This window comes from Lysobacter arenosi (assembly GCF_016613475.2).
Taxonomy (GTDB): Bacteria; Pseudomonadota; Gammaproteobacteria; order Xanthomonadales; family Xanthomonadaceae; genus Lysobacter_J; species Lysobacter_J arenosi.
In genome coordinates this window covers 1,170,658-1,185,093 of sequence record NZ_CP071517.1, presented here as the reverse complement: position 1 = coordinate 1,185,093, position 14,436 = coordinate 1,170,658, and the positions used below count along the sequence as shown (strand labels likewise).

The following is a 14,436-nucleotide window of genomic DNA, read 5'->3' as shown; positions in this document are numbered from 1 at the left end:
CGGATATTGTAGGCGTGGCCGATGACGCTGATTCGCGGTGGGAGCGAGCTTGCTCGCTCCCGCGGTGGTGGGTCTTTACGCCACCACGCCCTGGGGAAGCTGCATCGTGATGCAGTGCAGGCTGCCGTTCTGCCAGATCAGCGGGCGGCAGGGCACCGGCACGATCTCGCGGCCGGGGAATGCTTCGGCCAGCACGGCCTGGGCACGACTGTCGGCCTCGTCGCCGTAGGCGGGCATCAGCACGGCACCGTTGACGATCAGGAAATTGGCGTAGCTCGCGGCCAGCAGGCGACGACCTTCGTCGACGATGGGTTTGGCCCACGGCAGCGGGAACAGGCGGTAGGGCTTACCGTCGCGGGTACGCAGCGCGGCAAGCTCCTTGCCCATCGCCTGCAGTTCGGTGAAATGCGAATCGGCCGGGTCGTCGCAGTCCTGGTAGACGATTGCGTCGCGGGCGGCGAAGCGGGCGAGGGTATCGACGTGGGCGTCGGTGTCGTCGCCTTCCAGGTAGCCGTGGTCGAGCCACAGCACGCGCTCCTGGTGCAACCAGCTGGAGAGTTTCCCCGTCAGGTCCTCGCGCGACGTTTCCGGATGACGCTCGTGCAGGCACTGCCAGGTGGTCAGGAGGGTGCCTTCGCCGTCGCTGTCGATCGCGCCGCCTTCCAGAGCAAAATCAACCGGATAGCGCGAACTGTTAACGAACGTTCCAGCATCGTGCAGACGCTCGACCAGCAGGTCGTCCTGGCTGGCGTCGAACTTGCCGCCCCAGCCGGTGAAGCGGAAATCGAGCAGGCGGAAACCGCCTTCGCGGCGCAGCGTGATCGGGCCGGAGTCGCGCAGCCAGGTGTCGTCGTAGGCGACTTCGACGAAGCGGACCTGCGTCATGTCGACGCGCGCCGAGGACAGGCGGGCGCGCGCATACGCTTCCACATCCTCGTCGGCCACGCAGATGACGGCCGGCTCGAAGCGGGTGATGGCGGCGACCAGGGCGATGTAGGTCTCTTCGACCTCGCCCAGGCGATCAGCCCAGTCGGTATCGGCGGTCGGCCATGCAATCAGGACCGCGGACTGGGGTTCCCACTCCGCGGGGAAGCGCAATACAGGTTCGTTCATAGCCTCAGCGAATGGGGGGCTTCGGGCCGACTTCCTCGGCACTGGCCTTGTTGGCAACCACGTCGATCACCTTGCTCTTCTCGAAGTACACGGTGAAGGCGGGGTAGACCCAACGGTTAATGGCCGGCCACTGACGCTTCTGGCCGCCCTGGGATTCGAGCTTCTCGGTCGGCGCCCCATAGCTGGCTTCGACCTGGGCCATGGTCTGGCCACGGGCCGGCATGGCGGCGCGGTTTTCTTCCTGCACGCGTTCCACCAGGAGGGTGTCGGCGGCAGCCGTGCCGGCCAGGGCCAGCAGTGCGAACAGCGGTACAGCAACGAAGCGCTTGTTGACGTTCACGGCGAGCCCCCTCGGTGGATGAACACGGTCTGGTAAGGACGCGATTGTACGCACAAGGCGTGAAGTGGCGGCAGCGCGCCGCCGTCACGTTTTGGCGAACCTGTCCATGCAAACCAGACAGGCGGCCACAGAAAAGGCCGCCTTGCGGCGGCCTTTCGATTTGCACGGCGTTGCCGGGCTTCTTAGCGCTGACGCGCCTTGAAACGCGGGTTCGACTTGCAGATCACGAAGACCTTGCCACGGCGGCGGACGACTTTGCAGTCGCGGTGACGGGCCTTCGCCGACTTCAGAGAGGACAGGACCTTCATGACAGACTCCGGCAAACGGTTGATTAAAGAACGAAGCCCGCGATTCTAGCTTGCAATTCCTTCCCCGATCAAGCGCTTGCAGCAAAAAAGTTGAAATCCGGGCAAATCGGGGTCGCAAAAGCCAGCCGCGGCCGGCTCGCCGCATAATGTTCGCATGAATAGCGCAGACCCCCACAGCAGCATTCCCGTCCTGACCATCGATGGGCCTTCGGGCTCCGGCAAGGGCACTATCAGCCGCCTCGTCTCCCAGCAACTGGGCTGGCATTACCTCGACTCCGGCGCCCTGTACCGGGCGGTGGGCGTCGCCGCCGGCTGGGCCGACCTCGACCTGGCCGACCCTGCCGCCCTGGTCCGCTGCGCCTTCGATACCCGGGTCGGCTTCCGTGACGACCCCTCGGGCGAGCTGCGGGTGCTGGTCAACGACATCGACGCCACCGACGAACTGCGCACCGAGACCGCCGGGGCGGCCGCTTCGGCCATCGCCGCGATCCCGGAGGTGCGCTCGGCCCTGAAAGACCGCCAGCGCGCCTTCCGCCAGGCCCCGGGCCTGGTCGCAGACGGTCGTGACATGGGTACGGTCATCTTCCCGGATGCCCCCTTCAAGGTGTTTCTGACCGCCAGCGCCGAAGAAAGAGCGGAAAGGCGCTATAAGCAGTTGAAAGACAAGGGGGTTTCAGTTAATTTAGATGGTCTGCTGCGGGAGATCCTTGCCCGCGACGCCCGCGATGCCAGTCGCGCGGTGGCTCCGTTGCGCCCGGCCGACGACGCCGTTCGCATCGACACCACCGGCCTTGGCATCGATGCGGTCGTCGAGCGTGTGCTGCAACTGGTGACACCGTAAGGGCCATCGATTTGCAGTCGCGTTGAACGAACGTGGCAGGACGATGTTGCAAACCAAACGCCATCGCAATCCCGCGATGGTCAATCAACCAACACATGGCGTGGCTTCATCGCGCCACATAACGGGTGGGTCGACCACGTGCTGCTTGAAGTCATCCGACGTGGATGACCATGACAGCCGGTGCGGCCCGTGTGTTCAACAGAGTATTTTTCAATGACCGAATCATTTGCCGAGCTGTTCGAACAAAGCCAGACCAATCTGGCCAAGCTGAAGCCGGGCGCAATCGTCACCGGTGTTGTCGTGGAAGTCCGCGGCGACGTCGTGGTGATCAACGCCGGCCTGAAGTCCGAAGGCATCGTGCCGATCGAACAGTTCCGTAACGACGCGGGCGAGATCGACGTGGCCGTGGGCGACGAAGTCAAGGTCGCGCTCGACTCCATCGAGAACGGCTTCGGCGAGACCGTCCTGTCGCGCGAGAAGGCCAAGCGCGCCATGGTGTGGGACGAACTCGAGCAGGCGCTCGAGAAGAACGAGACCATCACCGGCCGCATCTCCGGCAAGGTCAAGGGCGGCTTCACCGTCGACATCAAGGACGTGCGCGGCTTCCTGCCGGGTTCCCTGGTCGACGTGCGCCCGGTCCGCGACTCCGCGTACCTGGAAGGCAAGGAGCTCGAGTTCAAGCTCATCAAGCTCGATCGCAAGCGCAACAACATCGTCGTCTCCCGCCGTGCGGTGGTTGAGAGCGAGTACAGCGTCGAGCGCGAGCAGCTGCTCGAGAAGCTGCAGGAAGGCGCGATCCTCAAGGGCGTCGTCAAGAACCTCACCGATTACGGTGCGTTCGTCGACCTCGGCGGCATCGATGGCCTGCTGCACATCACCGACATGGCGTGGAAGCGCGTGCGTCACCCGTCGGAAGTCGTGGAAGTCGGCCAGGAGCTGGACGTCCGCGTGCTCAAGTACGACCGCGAGCGCAACCGCGTCAGCCTCGGCCTCAAGCAGCTGGGCGAGGATCCGTGGGACAACATCGCCCGTCGCTACCCGGCCAACACCCGCGTGTTCGGCAAGGTCTCCAACGTCACCGATTACGGCGCGTTCGTCGAGATCGAGCCGGGCGTCGAAGGCCTGGTGCACGTGTCCGAGATGGATTGGACCAACAAGAACGTCAACCCGTCCAAGATCGTGCAGGTCGGTGACGAGGTTCAGGTCATGGTCCTGGACGTCGACGAGGAGCGTCGCCGCATCTCGCTGGGCATGAAGCAGGTCACCAGCAACCCGTGGGAAACCTTCGCCGCCATCCACAAGAAGGGCGACAAGGTTTCGGGCCAGATCAAGTCGATCACCGACTTCGGCATCTTCATCGGCCTGGACGGCGGTATCGATGGCCTGGTCCACCTGTCCGACCTGAGCTGGGCAACCACCGGCGAAGACGTGGTCCGCAACTTCAAGAAGGGCGACAACCTGGAAGCCGTCGTGCTCGCCGTCGATCCGGAGCGCGAGCGCATCAGCCTGGGCGTCAAGCAGCTTGAGCAGGACCCGATGGGCCAGTACGTGGCGACCAACGCCAAGGGCTCGATCGTCAAGGGCAAGGTCAAGGAAGTCGACGCCAAGGGCGCGACCATCGAGCTCGACAATGGCGTGGAAGGCTACGTGGCCGCCCGCGACATCGCCAAGGAGCGCGTCGAGGATGCTTCGCAGTACCTCAAGGTCGGCCAGGAAGTCGAAGCCAAGATCATCGGCACGGACCGCAAGGGCCGTTCGATGCAGCTGTCGATCAAGGCCAAGGACGAAGCCGAGCAGCAGGAGGCCCTGGCGGACTACAACCGCTCGTCGTCGTCCGATGCTTCCAGCGGCACGACCAAGCTGGGCGCGCTGCTGCGCGAGCAGCTGGGCAACAAGTCCGAGTAATCGAGCTGTATGGAGCCCGGTCGTAACGGGCTCCAGGTGGTAACCGCGAAGGCGGTCCGGCTCGTTCGGACCGCCTTCCTTCTAAGTCCGAGCCGTCGCGAGTGCCCGTTCCAGCCATGACCAAATCCGAGCTCATCGAGATCCTTTCGCAACGTCAGGCCCACCTGAAGGGCGAAGACGTGGATCTGGCGGTGAAGGCGCTGCTCGAGATGATGGGCGGATCGCTGTCGGGCGGAGAGCGGATCGAGATCCGCGGGTTCGGCAGCTTCTCGCTGCATTACCGTCCGCCGCGCCTGGGTCGCAATCCCAAGACCGGCGAATCGGTCGCGCTGCCCGGCAAGCATGTGCCGCACTTCAAGCCTGGCAAGGAACTGCGCGAGCGCGTCAGCGGCGTGGTGCCGCTCGACGAAGCCGAGTAAGTCGGCCATCTGGAATCGGCCTTCGGTCATCGGCCGATCCACCCCAGGCCTCACGCGGCCTACTCAATAGCGTTGACAGGCCCTAAGCTACCGCTGCTCATCGCGGTCTTCGCGATCGTCTGGAGGGCTACATGCGCCTGCTTCGTTTGTTCATCGCCATCGCCTGCCTGGCCGTCGGTGCCGTCATCGGTGCGCTCAACCGCGCGCCCGTGCTGATCGATCTCGGTTTTGCCCGGCTGCCCAGCAACCTGGGCGTGGCACTGATCGTGGCGGTGCTGCTGGGCGTGCTGATCGGCGGGCTGGCCATCAGTGCCAGCGTGGTGCTGCCCCTGCGTCGCCGACTTGCGCGCGCGCAACGCCAGATCCCTTCGACTGCTTCACCGACCGCTTCCCCCGGGGCATGACGCATGGCGTTCATCAGTGAATGGTTCTGGTTCTTCCTGCTGCTGCCGATCGCGGCAGTCAGCGGCTGGATCATTGGTCGTCGCGGTGGCGAGCGCCACAGCGACACCCAGGTCAGTCGCCTCTCGACGACCTATTTCCGCGGTCTGAACTACCTGCTCAACGAGCAGCCGGACAAGGCCATCGAGTTGTTCCTGCACATCGCCGAACTCGACAAGGACACCTTCGAGACCCAGGTCGCGCTCGGCCACCTGTTCCGTCGTCGCGGCGAAGTCGACCGTGCCATCCGCCTGCACCAGGCGCTGGTGCAGCGTCCGGGCCTGAGCGACCAGCAGCGCGTGCAGGCACTGCTCGCACTGGGCGAGGACTACATGCGCTCGGGCCTGCTCGATCGTGCCGAGACGGTGTTCAGTGACCTGGTGGCGCTGGACATGCGCGCGCCGCTGGCGCTGCGCCACCTGATCGGCATCTACCAGTCCGAACGCGACTGGGACAAGGCGATCGAGAATGCGCGCCGCTACGAAGAGGCGACCGGTGAGCCGATGGGCAAGCTGATTGCCCAGTTCGAGTGCGAGCTTGCCGAACGCCATCGTGCTGCCGGAGATATCGATGCGGCGCAGGCGGCAGTGAAGCGCGCCTACGAGGCCGATGCCAATTCCGTCCGTGCCGGCATGATCGAAGGTCGTCTCGAAGTCGAGTCCGGCAATGATGCCGGCGCCATCCGCGCCTTCGAGCGGGTTGCACGCGTCGATCCCGATTACCTCCCCGAGATCCTGCCGCCGCTGCTCGCCAGCTATGAGCGCGTCGGCGACGCGCCGGGTGCACGCGCATTCCTGGCGGAGATGACCGAGCACTATCGCGGCATCTCGCCGGTGCTGGCGTTGACGCACATGGTGGAGCACGAGGAGGGCGTGCCGGCGGCACGTGCCTACCTTGCCCGGCAGCTCAAGGATCGTCCGTCGGTCCGGGGCGAAGCGGCATTGATCGACCTGACCCTGGCCGAGGGCGCCGACCCGGCGGCAACGTTGCACGATCTCAAGCACATCACCGACCAGTTGCTGGTTCGCAACCCCAGCTATCGCTGCAACCGTTGCGGCTTCGGCGCACGCAGCCATCACTGGCAATGCCCGAGCTGCAAGGAGTGGGGAACGATCAAGCCGCTGCTGAACTACGCGGTGGTCTGAAGCATGGTCCAGTGGTTGTTGGTTTATTTCCTCATTGGCGTGGTCGGTACCTGGCTGGCGCGTCGCTATGCGATCAGGCAGTCGCTGATCGACCAGCCCGGCGAGCGCCGCAGTCACCAGGTTGCCACGCCGCGCGGCGGTGGCATCGCCATCGTGATAGCGGCGCTGGTGGCGGCCTGTGCCCTCGCGCTGCACCGGCCCGTCGACGCCCCCCTGCTGGCTGCCTTCGGTGTCGGCCTGGTGTTGGTCGCCGGGATCGGCTGGCTCGACGACCATCGGCCGCTTTCGCCGTGGTGGCGGTTGCTGGTCCATGCAGTGGCCGCTGTATTGCTCGCACTGGCGGTGGGCGACGTTTACCAATCGCCCTGGCTCGGGCTGGTTGCGTTCATTGCCGCGATGACGTTGACGAATGTGTGGAACTTCATGGACGGCATCAACGGCCTGGCTGCCAGCCAGGCGGCGCTGGTCGCCGCAGGCTTGGCGGCGATCGCGGGCAGCAGTTGGGGCCTGCTGGGAGTCGCCGTCGCCGCGGCTTGCGTCGGTTTCCTGCCCTTCAACTTCCCCAAGGCGAGAATTTTTCTCGGTGACGTCGGCAGCGGAGCTCTGGGATTCTGCCTCGCGGCGCTGGTGGTGGTGGCAGGCGCCCGGCTCGGAGGCCATTCCTGGGTGGTGCTGTTACCATTGTCGGTGTTCCTGGTTGACGCCAGTTTGACCCTCTTGCGGCGTCTGCTGCGGGGGGAGCGCTGGTGGACTCCGCACACCCAGCACGCCTATCAGGTCTGGGCTCGCCGAGTGGGGCACAACCGGGTAACGCTTGCCTATGCGGGTGCGACGGCGGTGTCTCTGCTGCTGGCTTTTTGGCTTGCGTCACAGCCTGAAATGGCCTTCATCACCGGTATCACAGTCGCGTGGTATATCTGCTGCGCTTTTTTGTGGGTCGGGCTGCAAAAGGCCGGGTCTTTCCGGACTCCGACTTCAATTTGATTCAGGTTTGCATCCAGAAGAGGGGCATGGAATGAGCTCATGGCGTGATCGGTGGAAAAGTGCGCTGCCGCGAATGGCGGTGGTCGCCCACGATCTCGCGATGGTCTGGGTCGTCTGGCAGGCCCTGCATCGCCTGCGCTGGGGCATTGAAGCCAATGCGCCCGCCATTCCGCTCTGGTCGACTGAGGTTGCGCTCGTCCTGGCCGCGCAAGGGCTGGTGTTCTGGCAGGTCGGCCTGTACCGGGGCCTGTGGCGGTTCGCCGGTGTCCCTGACCTGTGGAACATCCTGAAGGCTTCGATCCTGGGGCTGTTCGCGATCGTGCTCGGCCTGTTCCTGTACAACCGCCTCGACAGCGTTCCGCGTACGGTGCTGGTCCTCTATCCGCTGGTATTGATGGGCATGCTCGGCGCGCCGCGTCTGATGTATCGCGCGTGGAAAGACAGCCGCGTCGATGGCTTTGGTGGCGCCTCGGTGCGCATCCTCATCCTCGGTTCCGGTCACGCCGGGGAAGCGCTCGTGCGCGACCTGCGTCGCTCGGGCACTTATCAGCCGGTTGGATTCCTCGACGACGCCGCGCGCCTGCGTGGCAGCAAGGTGCAGGGCGTGCCGGTGCTTGGGCGCGTCCAGGACGTCGCGGAAATTGCCCGCGAAACCGCAGCCAAGCTGCTGGTCATCGCCATGCCGTCGGCCGACGCGAATGCGCTGCAGCGCGTGGTGGTGGCGTGCGAACGCACCGGGCTGCCGTTCCGCATGGTGCCGAAACTGCAGGACGTGCTGGAAGGTCGTTCGCTGCCGGGTGAACTCAAGGAGGTCGCGATCGAGGACCTGCTGGGCCGCAAGCCGGTCATGCCTGACTGGAAGGCGATCCGCGCCTGGCTGGGGGCGCGCTCGGTACTGGTCACCGGTGCCGGCGGTTCGATCGGCTCGGAGCTTTGCCGGCAGTGTGCCCGCCACGGCGCTCGTCGTATCGCCCTGATCGAGATCGACGAACTCGCGCTGACCACGACCGAAGCCGCGCTGCGTCGCGACTTCCCGGATCTGGAATACATCGCCATCCTCGGCGATTGCGGCGACCCTGCGGTGATTGCGCACGCGTTGTCGCGCGCCGAGCCCGACGCGGTGTTCCATGCCGCTGCCTACAAGCAGGTGCCGTTGCTCGAGCTGCAGCTGCGTGAAGCGGTGCGCAACAACGTGCTGTCGACCGAGACGGTCGCACGTGCATGCCGCGGCGCCGGCGTCGGCACGTTCGTGCTGATCTCCACCGACAAGGCCGTCGATCCGGTCAATGTGCTCGGCGCGACCAAGCGCCTTGCCGAGATGTCCTGCCAGGCCCTGGCTGACCAGCGCTCCACGCGCTTTGTCACGGTGCGCTTCGGCAACGTGCTCGATTCGGCCGGCAGCGTCGTGCCGCTGTTCCGCGAACAGATTCGCGCTGGCGGTCCGGTCACGGTCACCGATCCCGAAGTCACGCGCTTCTTCATGACCATTCCCGAGGCCTGCCAGCTGATCCTGCAGGCATCGGCGATCGGCACGCATGAAGCGATCTACACCCTCGACATGGGCGAGCCGGTGCCGATCCGGTTGCTCGCCGAACAGATGATCCGCCTGGCGGGCAAGCATCCGGGCCGCGACATCGCCGTGGTCTATACCGGTCTTCGTCCGGGCGAGAAGCTGCACGAGACGCTGTTCCATGCCGACGAGCGCTATCGCCAGACTGCGCACCCGAAGATCCTGCAGGCCGAGCCGCGCGACGTGTCGTCCACGCATATCGAGAACGCGGTGGCGCAACTGCGCGAAGCCTCGATTCGTTATGATCTCGACGCGCTTAGCCACCTGTTGCGCAGTGCGGTTCCCGAGTTCCAGCCGGTTGGCGCGCATCCGGACTATCAGGAATCGGCGACGGTGGTGGCGTTCCCCGCCCGTAATGCAAGGAAGATTTGATGTCGGTTCGGATTCGCAAAGCTGTTTTCCCGGTGGCCGGTCTGGGCACCCGATTCCTCCCCGCGACCAAGACGGTTCCGAAGGAAATGCTGCCGATCATCGATCGGCCGTTGATCCAGTACGCCGTTGACGAAGCCGTGGAAGCCGGCTGCGACACGCTGGTGTTCGTCACCAACCGCTACAAGCATGCCGTTGCGGATTATTTCGACAAGGCCTACGAGCTCGAACAGAAGCTCGAGCAGAGCGGCAAGACCGAACAGCTGGAACTGATCCGCAACGTGCTGCCCAAGGGCGTGCGCGCAGTGTTCGTGACCCAGGCCGAGGCGCTGGGCCTGGGGCATGCCGTGCTTTGCGCCAAGCCGGTGATTGGCGATGAGCCGTTCGCGGTATTGCTTCCTGACGACCTGATCTGGAACCGGGGTCCTGGCGCGCTGTCGCAGATGGCCGATGCCGCAGAAGCATCTGGCGCGAGCATGATCGCAGTGCAGGACGTGCCGCGTGACCAGACGGGAAGCTACGGCATCGTTGCGACCGACTCGTTCCAGAACCGACAGGGTCGCATCAATGCGATCGTCGAGAAGCCGCAGCCTGAAGTCGCGCCGAGCACGCTGGCCGTCGTCGGGCGCTATGTCCTCAATCCGCGCATCTTCACGCTGCTGGAGACGACCACGCCGGGTGCCGGTGGCGAGATCCAGCTGACTGATGCGATCGCAGCACTCCTGAAGGAAGAGGCGGTCAACGCCTATCGCTTCAAGGGCACGCGCTTCGACTGCGGTACGCACATTGGCCTGGTCGAGGCGACGATCCGCTACGCGCTCGATCACGAAAAGCTCAGCGACTCGGCTCGCCAGCTGATGCAGAACGCGCTGGCCGAACTGGGCGTCGAAGAGCTCGGCTGAGTTCGCAGCACCGTAGGGAGCGATCGCGCCCATGAGCGAGCAGGGCACCATTACCTGGGGCGACTTCGAGAAAGTGATGCTCTGCGCCGGTACGGTGCAGCGCGTCGAGCCGTTCCCGGAAGCACGCAAGCCGGCATGGAAACTGTGGGTCGACTTCGGTCCCCACGGTGTCCGCAAGACCAGCGCGCAGATCAAGGATCTTTACGCGGCGGAAGATCTGGTTGGTCGGCAAATCGTCGGCGTCATCAACTTTCCGCCCAAGCAGGTCGGTCCGTTCGTGTCCGAGTTTTTGCTGACCGGTTTCCCCACCGAGCAGGGCGTGGTGGTCACGGCCATCGAGCGACCGGTGCCAGACGGAACGCGGCTGGCCTGACCAGGTCGACAGGCAGAAACAAAACGGGCAGCCCCTGATTCATTGAAGGATGGGCTGCCCGTTCTGCTTGCAGGTAGCGTTGACTCAGAGCGCTTCGAAGATGCCCGCCGCGCCCATGCCGGTACCGATGCACATGGTCACCATGCCGTACTTGAGCTGACGACGACGCAGGCCGTGCACGATGGTCGCGGTACGGATCGCACCGGTCGCGCCGAGCGGATGGCCCAGCGCGATCGCGCCGCCGAGCGGGTTGACCTTGGACGGGTCCAGGCCGGAGTCGCGGATCACCGCCAGCGCCTGCGCGGCGAAGGCTTCGTTGAGCTCAATCCAGTCGAGCTGGTCCTTGGTGAGTCCGGCTTGCTTGAGGGCCTTCGGGATTGCGGCGATCGGACCAATACCCATCACTTCCGGGCGCACACCGGCGACCGAGAAGCTGACGAAGCGGGCGAGCGGAGTCAGACCGTAGTCCTTGATCGCCTGTTCGGACGCCAGCAGCACCGCGCCGGCGCCGTCGCTCATCTGCGAGCTGTTGCCGGCAGTCACGCTGCCGCCGAACTGGGCGTTGCGGAACACCGGGCGCAGCTTGCCCAGGCCTTCGATCGACGTGTCCGGACGCGGACCTTCATCGAGTTCGATGATCGACTTCTTGACGCGGATGGCATTGCCACCGAGGTCGGGGATGCGCGAGATCACTTCGTACGGGCTGATCTCGGACTTGAACTCTCCGGCCTGGATCGCGGCGATCGCCTTCTGGTGCGAGGCCAGGGCAAATGCGTCCTGGTCTTCGCGCGAGACTTTCCATTCCTCGGCGACCTTCTCGGCGGTGATACCCATGCCGTAGGCGATGGCGACGTTCTCGTCCTTGGCGAACACCTGCGGGCTCAAGGCGACCTTGTTGCCCATCATCGGCACCATCGACATCGACTCGGTGCCGCCGGCCAGCATCAGGTCCGAGTTGCCCAGGCGGATCTGGTCGGCCGCCATCGCCACGGCCTGCAGGCCCGACGAGCAGAAGCGGTTGATGGTCTGCGCGGCGATGGTGTTGGGCAGGCCGGCAAGCAGCGCGCCGATGCGCGCCACGTTCATGCCTTGCTCGCCTTCGGGCATGGCGCAGCCGATGATCGCGTCATCGATGCGGCCCAGGTCGATGCCCGGTGCCTGAGCGACCACGGAACGCAGCACGTGGGCGAGCATTTCGTCGGGACGGGTGTTGCGGAAGACGCCGCGCGGTGCCTTGCCGACCGGAGTACGGGTGGCGGCGACGATGTAGGCGTCCTGGATTTGCTTGGTCATTTTCGATATGTCCTGTGTCGTCGTCGCTTAGTTGCGCAGCGGCTTGCCGGTCTTGAGCATGTGCGCGATGCGCTCCTGCGTCTTGGGCATCTGCGCCAGTGCGACGAAATGTTCGCGTTCGAGCTTGAGCAGCCACTCCTCGTCCACCAGTGCGCCGCGGTCGACTTCGCCGCCGCACATGACGGTGGCGATGCGCGTGGCGATCTCGTAGTCGTGCGGCGAAATGAAGCGGCCTTCCAGCATGTTCACCAGCATCATCTTGAACGTGGCGATGCCGACGTCGCCGGCAACCTGGATGCGGCGGGCGGGCAGGGGCGGCCGGTAGCCGGATTCGGCCAGCGCGCGTGCCTGCTGGCGCGCCACGTGCAGCAGTTCGAAGGCATTGAAGACGACGCTGTCGCTGTCGCGGGCCAGCTTGAGTTCGCGAGCCTCGAAGGCCGAGGTCGAAACCTTGCCCATCGCCACGCTCTCGAACGCGGTCTTGAGCTGGGCGAACACGTCACCGCCCGGGCCCGCCGCTTCGGAAGCGCGCACGGCGAACTCCTTCAGGCCGCCACCGGCCGGCAGCAGGCCGACGCCGGCCTCGACCAGACCGATGTAGCTTTCCAGTGCAAACACGCTGCGGGCCGCATGCATCTGGAACTCGCAGCCGCCGCCCAGTGCCAGGCCGCGCACGGCCGCAACCACCGGCACCAGCGAGTACTTGATGCGCTGGCTGGTGGCCTGGAAGTTGGCCACCATCGCCTCGAAGCCCTTGACGTCGCCGGCCTGCAGCAGGCCCAGCGCACCGGCCAGGTCGGCACCGGCGGAGAAGGGTTCCTTCGGCTGCCAGATCACCAGGCCGGCGAAGTCGCGCTCGGCGATGCCGACCGCTTCCTGCAGGCCGTTGAGAACATGATCGTTGACCGTGTGCATCTTGGTCTTGAAGCTGACCACGGCGATGTCGTCGCCCTCGTCGACCCACATGCGGATGCCTTCGTTCTCGAAGACCGTGCGGCCCTGCGAGAACTTCTCGCCCAGCAACGGATCCGGGAAACGCTGGCGCGCATAGACCGGATTGGACGAGCGCGGCACGTTGGCGTTGCGGCCCGGGCTGAAGCTACCGTCGGCCGAATGCACGCCGGCGCGACCGTCGAACACCCAGTTCGGCAACGGCGCGCTGCTCATCGCTTTGCCGGCGACGATGTCCTCGGCGATCCAGTCGGCCACCTGTTTCCAGCCGGCGGCCTGCCAGGTCTCGAACGGGCCGAGCGACCAGCCGTAGCCCCAGCGCATGGCGAAGTCGATGTCACGCGCGGTGTCGGCGATCGACTCGAGGTGGAACGCGCTGTAATGGAACGTGTCGCGGAAGATCGCCCACAGGAACTGCGCCTGCGGATGCTCGCTCGCGCGCAGCGCGGCGAACTTCTTCGCCGGGTCCTTTTCCTTGAGCAGGCCGGCCACTTCCGGGTCGAGCTCGCCGGCCGAGGCGCGGTAATCCTGCGCCTTCAGGTCGAGCACGAGGATGTCCTTGCCGCGCTTGGTGTAGACGCCGGCGCCGCTCTTCTGGCCCAGCGCACCCTTCTCGATCAGGGCCGAAAGCCACTTCGGCGCCTTGAAGTAGCTGTGCCACGGGTCTTCCGGCAGCGTGTCGGCCATGGTCTTGATGACGTGCGCCATCGTGTCCAGGCCGACCACGTCGGCGGTGCGGAACGTCGCCGACTTCGGCCGGCCGATCGCCGGGCCGGTCAGCGCGTCGACGGTGTCGAAGCCAAGGCCGAACTGCTCGGTGTGGTGCATGCCGGCCAGCATCGAGAACACGCCGATGCGGTTGCCGATGAAGTTCGGGGTGTCCTTGGCGATGACCACGCCCTTGCCCAAGGTGGTGGTCAGGAAGGTTTCCAGCGACTCGAGCACGTCGTCGTCGGTGGTTTTGGCCGGAATCAGCTCGGCCAGGTGCATGTAGCGCGGCGGGTTGAAGAAGTGCACGCCGCAGAAGCGGTGGCGCAGCTGCTCGGGCAGCACTTCGGCCAGCTTGTTGATGCCCAGGCCCGAGGTGTTGCTGGCCAGCACGGTGTGCTCGGCCACGAACGGGGCGATCTTCTTGTACAGGTCCTGCTTCCAGTCCATCCGCTCGGCGATGGCCTCGATGATCAGGTCGCAGTCGCGCAGCTGCTCAAGGCCGGTCTCGTAGTTGGCCGCGGTGAGGCGCTCGGCCAGGGCCTTGCTGGCGAGCGGGGCGGGGCTGAGCTTGCCGAGGTTGGCGATGGCCTTGGTGACGACACCGTTGGGGTCGCCTTCCTTCGCGGGCAGGTCGAACAGCACCGTGTCGACACCGGCATTGGTCAGGTGCGCAGCGATCTGCGCGCCCATCACACCGGCGCCGAGAACGGCGACGCGGCGTACAAGCAGCTTCTTAGACATGTGATGTAAATCCTTGTTTATACAAGACTT

Annotated in this window: 14 protein-coding genes; 9 read left to right on the top strand and 5 right to left on the bottom strand. The window is 65.3% G+C overall.

Annotated features, from left to right (window positions below; translation table 11 throughout):
* Nucleotides 1–75: 75 nt before the first annotated feature.
* The 3 genes from HIV01_RS05620 to ykgO all read right to left on the bottom strand — a co-directional run bounded on the left by HIV01_RS05620 (nt 76) and on the right by ykgO (nt 1,761).
* The gene (locus HIV01_RS05620) at nt 76–1,113 is read right to left on the bottom strand and encodes an agmatine deiminase family protein (protein ID WP_207527103.1); all 1,038 of its coding nucleotides are present in this window, start codon (nt 1,111–1,113) and stop codon (nt 76–78) included.
* 4 nt (nt 1,114–1,117) lie between these two features.
* Nucleotides 1,118–1,453, bottom strand: a complete 336-nt coding sequence (locus HIV01_RS05615; protein WP_200605342.1) for a hypothetical protein — start codon at nt 1,451–1,453, stop codon at nt 1,118–1,120.
* Nucleotides 1,454–1,635: 182 nt separating this feature from the next.
* Complete coding sequence (gene ykgO / locus HIV01_RS05610) at nt 1,636–1,761, bottom strand: type B 50S ribosomal protein L36 (RefSeq protein ID WP_010342887.1); 126 nt, start codon at nt 1,759–1,761, stop codon at nt 1,636–1,638.
* A gap of 154 nt (nt 1,762–1,915) precedes the next feature.
* On the opposite strand from ykgO, the gene cmk reads away from it, so the two are divergent.
* From cmk to HIV01_RS05565, 9 genes are all read left to right on the top strand, one after another.
* A complete protein-coding gene (gene cmk, locus HIV01_RS05605; RefSeq protein ID WP_200605341.1) occupies nt 1,916–2,602 on the top strand; it encodes a (d)CMP kinase in 687 nt (228 codons plus the stop codon).
* Nucleotides 2,603–2,815: 213 nt separating this feature from the next.
* Complete coding sequence (rpsA, locus tag HIV01_RS05600) at nt 2,816–4,507, top strand: 30S ribosomal protein S1 (RefSeq protein WP_200605340.1); 1,692 nt, start codon at nt 2,816–2,818, stop codon at nt 4,505–4,507.
* 101 nt (nt 4,508–4,608) lie between these two features.
* A complete protein-coding gene (locus tag HIV01_RS05595) occupies nt 4,609–4,926 on the top strand; it encodes an integration host factor subunit beta (protein WP_486624453.1) in 318 nt (105 codons plus the stop codon).
* A 131-nt stretch (nt 4,927–5,057) separates the two neighbouring features.
* Complete coding sequence (locus tag HIV01_RS05590) at nt 5,058–5,330, top strand: LapA family protein (RefSeq protein WP_200605338.1); 273 nt, start codon at nt 5,058–5,060, stop codon at nt 5,328–5,330.
* A 3-nt stretch (nt 5,331–5,333) separates the two neighbouring features.
* Entirely contained in the window at nt 5,334–6,512 is a 1,179-nt protein-coding gene (lapB, locus tag HIV01_RS05585) for a lipopolysaccharide assembly protein LapB (RefSeq protein ID WP_200605337.1), read from the top strand.
* 3 nt (nt 6,513–6,515) lie between these two features.
* Nucleotides 6,516–7,496 carry an MraY family glycosyltransferase gene (locus HIV01_RS05580; protein ID WP_200605336.1) on the top strand — a complete coding sequence of 327 codons (981 nt, stop codon included), beginning with the start codon at nt 6,516–6,518 and terminating at the stop codon, nt 7,494–7,496.
* 31 nt (nt 7,497–7,527) lie between these two features.
* Nucleotides 7,528–9,438: a polysaccharide biosynthesis protein gene (locus HIV01_RS05575; RefSeq protein WP_200605335.1), complete on the top strand. Its 1,911-nt coding sequence runs from the start codon at nt 7,528–7,530 to the stop codon at nt 9,436–9,438.
* Entirely contained in the window at nt 9,438–10,337 is a 900-nt protein-coding gene (galU, locus tag HIV01_RS05570; protein WP_200605334.1) for a UTP--glucose-1-phosphate uridylyltransferase GalU, read from the top strand. Before HIV01_RS05575 ends, galU begins: the two co-directional genes overlap by 1 nt.
* Before the next feature lie 31 nt (nt 10,338–10,368).
* Nucleotides 10,369–10,710, top strand: a complete 342-nt coding sequence (locus HIV01_RS05565; RefSeq protein ID WP_200605333.1) for a tRNA-binding protein — start codon at nt 10,369–10,371, stop codon at nt 10,708–10,710.
* Between the two features lie 84 nt (nt 10,711–10,794).
* Here HIV01_RS05565 and HIV01_RS05560 read toward each other — a convergent pair whose 3' ends face one another.
* Nucleotides 10,795–12,003, bottom strand: a complete 1,209-nt coding sequence (locus HIV01_RS05560; RefSeq protein ID WP_200605332.1) for an acetyl-CoA C-acyltransferase — start codon at nt 12,001–12,003, stop codon at nt 10,795–10,797.
* 27 nt (nt 12,004–12,030) lie between these two features.
* Complete coding sequence (locus HIV01_RS05555; RefSeq protein ID WP_200605331.1) at nt 12,031–14,406, bottom strand: 3-hydroxyacyl-CoA dehydrogenase/enoyl-CoA hydratase family protein; 2,376 nt, start codon at nt 14,404–14,406, stop codon at nt 12,031–12,033.
* Between the last annotated feature and the right edge of the window lie 30 nt (nt 14,407–14,436).

Coding starts and splice junctions, on each gene's coding strand:
- HIV01_RS05620 (WP_207527103.1), bottom strand. CDS start 1,113: ATGAACGAACCTGTATTGCGCTTCCCCGCGGAGTGGGAACCCCAGTCC.
- ykgO (WP_010342887.1), bottom strand. CDS start 1,761: ATGAAGGTCCTGTCCTCTCTGAAGTCGGCGAAGGCCCGTCACCGCGAC.
- cmk (WP_200605341.1), top strand. CDS start 1,916: ATGAATAGCGCAGACCCCCACAGCAGCATTCCCGTCCTGACCATCGAT.
- rpsA (WP_200605340.1), top strand. CDS start 2,816: ATGACCGAATCATTTGCCGAGCTGTTCGAACAAAGCCAGACCAATCTG.
- HIV01_RS05590 (WP_200605338.1), top strand. CDS start 5,058: ATGCGCCTGCTTCGTTTGTTCATCGCCATCGCCTGCCTGGCCGTCGGT.
- lapB (WP_200605337.1), top strand. CDS start 5,334: ATGGCGTTCATCAGTGAATGGTTCTGGTTCTTCCTGCTGCTGCCGATC.
- HIV01_RS05580 (WP_200605336.1), top strand. CDS start 6,516: ATGGTCCAGTGGTTGTTGGTTTATTTCCTCATTGGCGTGGTCGGTACC.
- HIV01_RS05575 (WP_200605335.1), top strand. CDS start 7,528: ATGAGCTCATGGCGTGATCGGTGGAAAAGTGCGCTGCCGCGAATGGCG.
- galU (WP_200605334.1), top strand. CDS start 9,438: ATGTCGGTTCGGATTCGCAAAGCTGTTTTCCCGGTGGCCGGTCTGGGC.
- HIV01_RS05565 (WP_200605333.1), top strand. CDS start 10,369: ATGAGCGAGCAGGGCACCATTACCTGGGGCGACTTCGAGAAAGTGATG.
- HIV01_RS05560 (WP_200605332.1), bottom strand. CDS start 12,003: ATGACCAAGCAAATCCAGGACGCCTACATCGTCGCCGCCACCCGTACT.
- HIV01_RS05555 (WP_200605331.1), bottom strand. CDS start 14,406: ATGTCTAAGAAGCTGCTTGTACGCCGCGTCGCCGTTCTCGGCGCCGGT.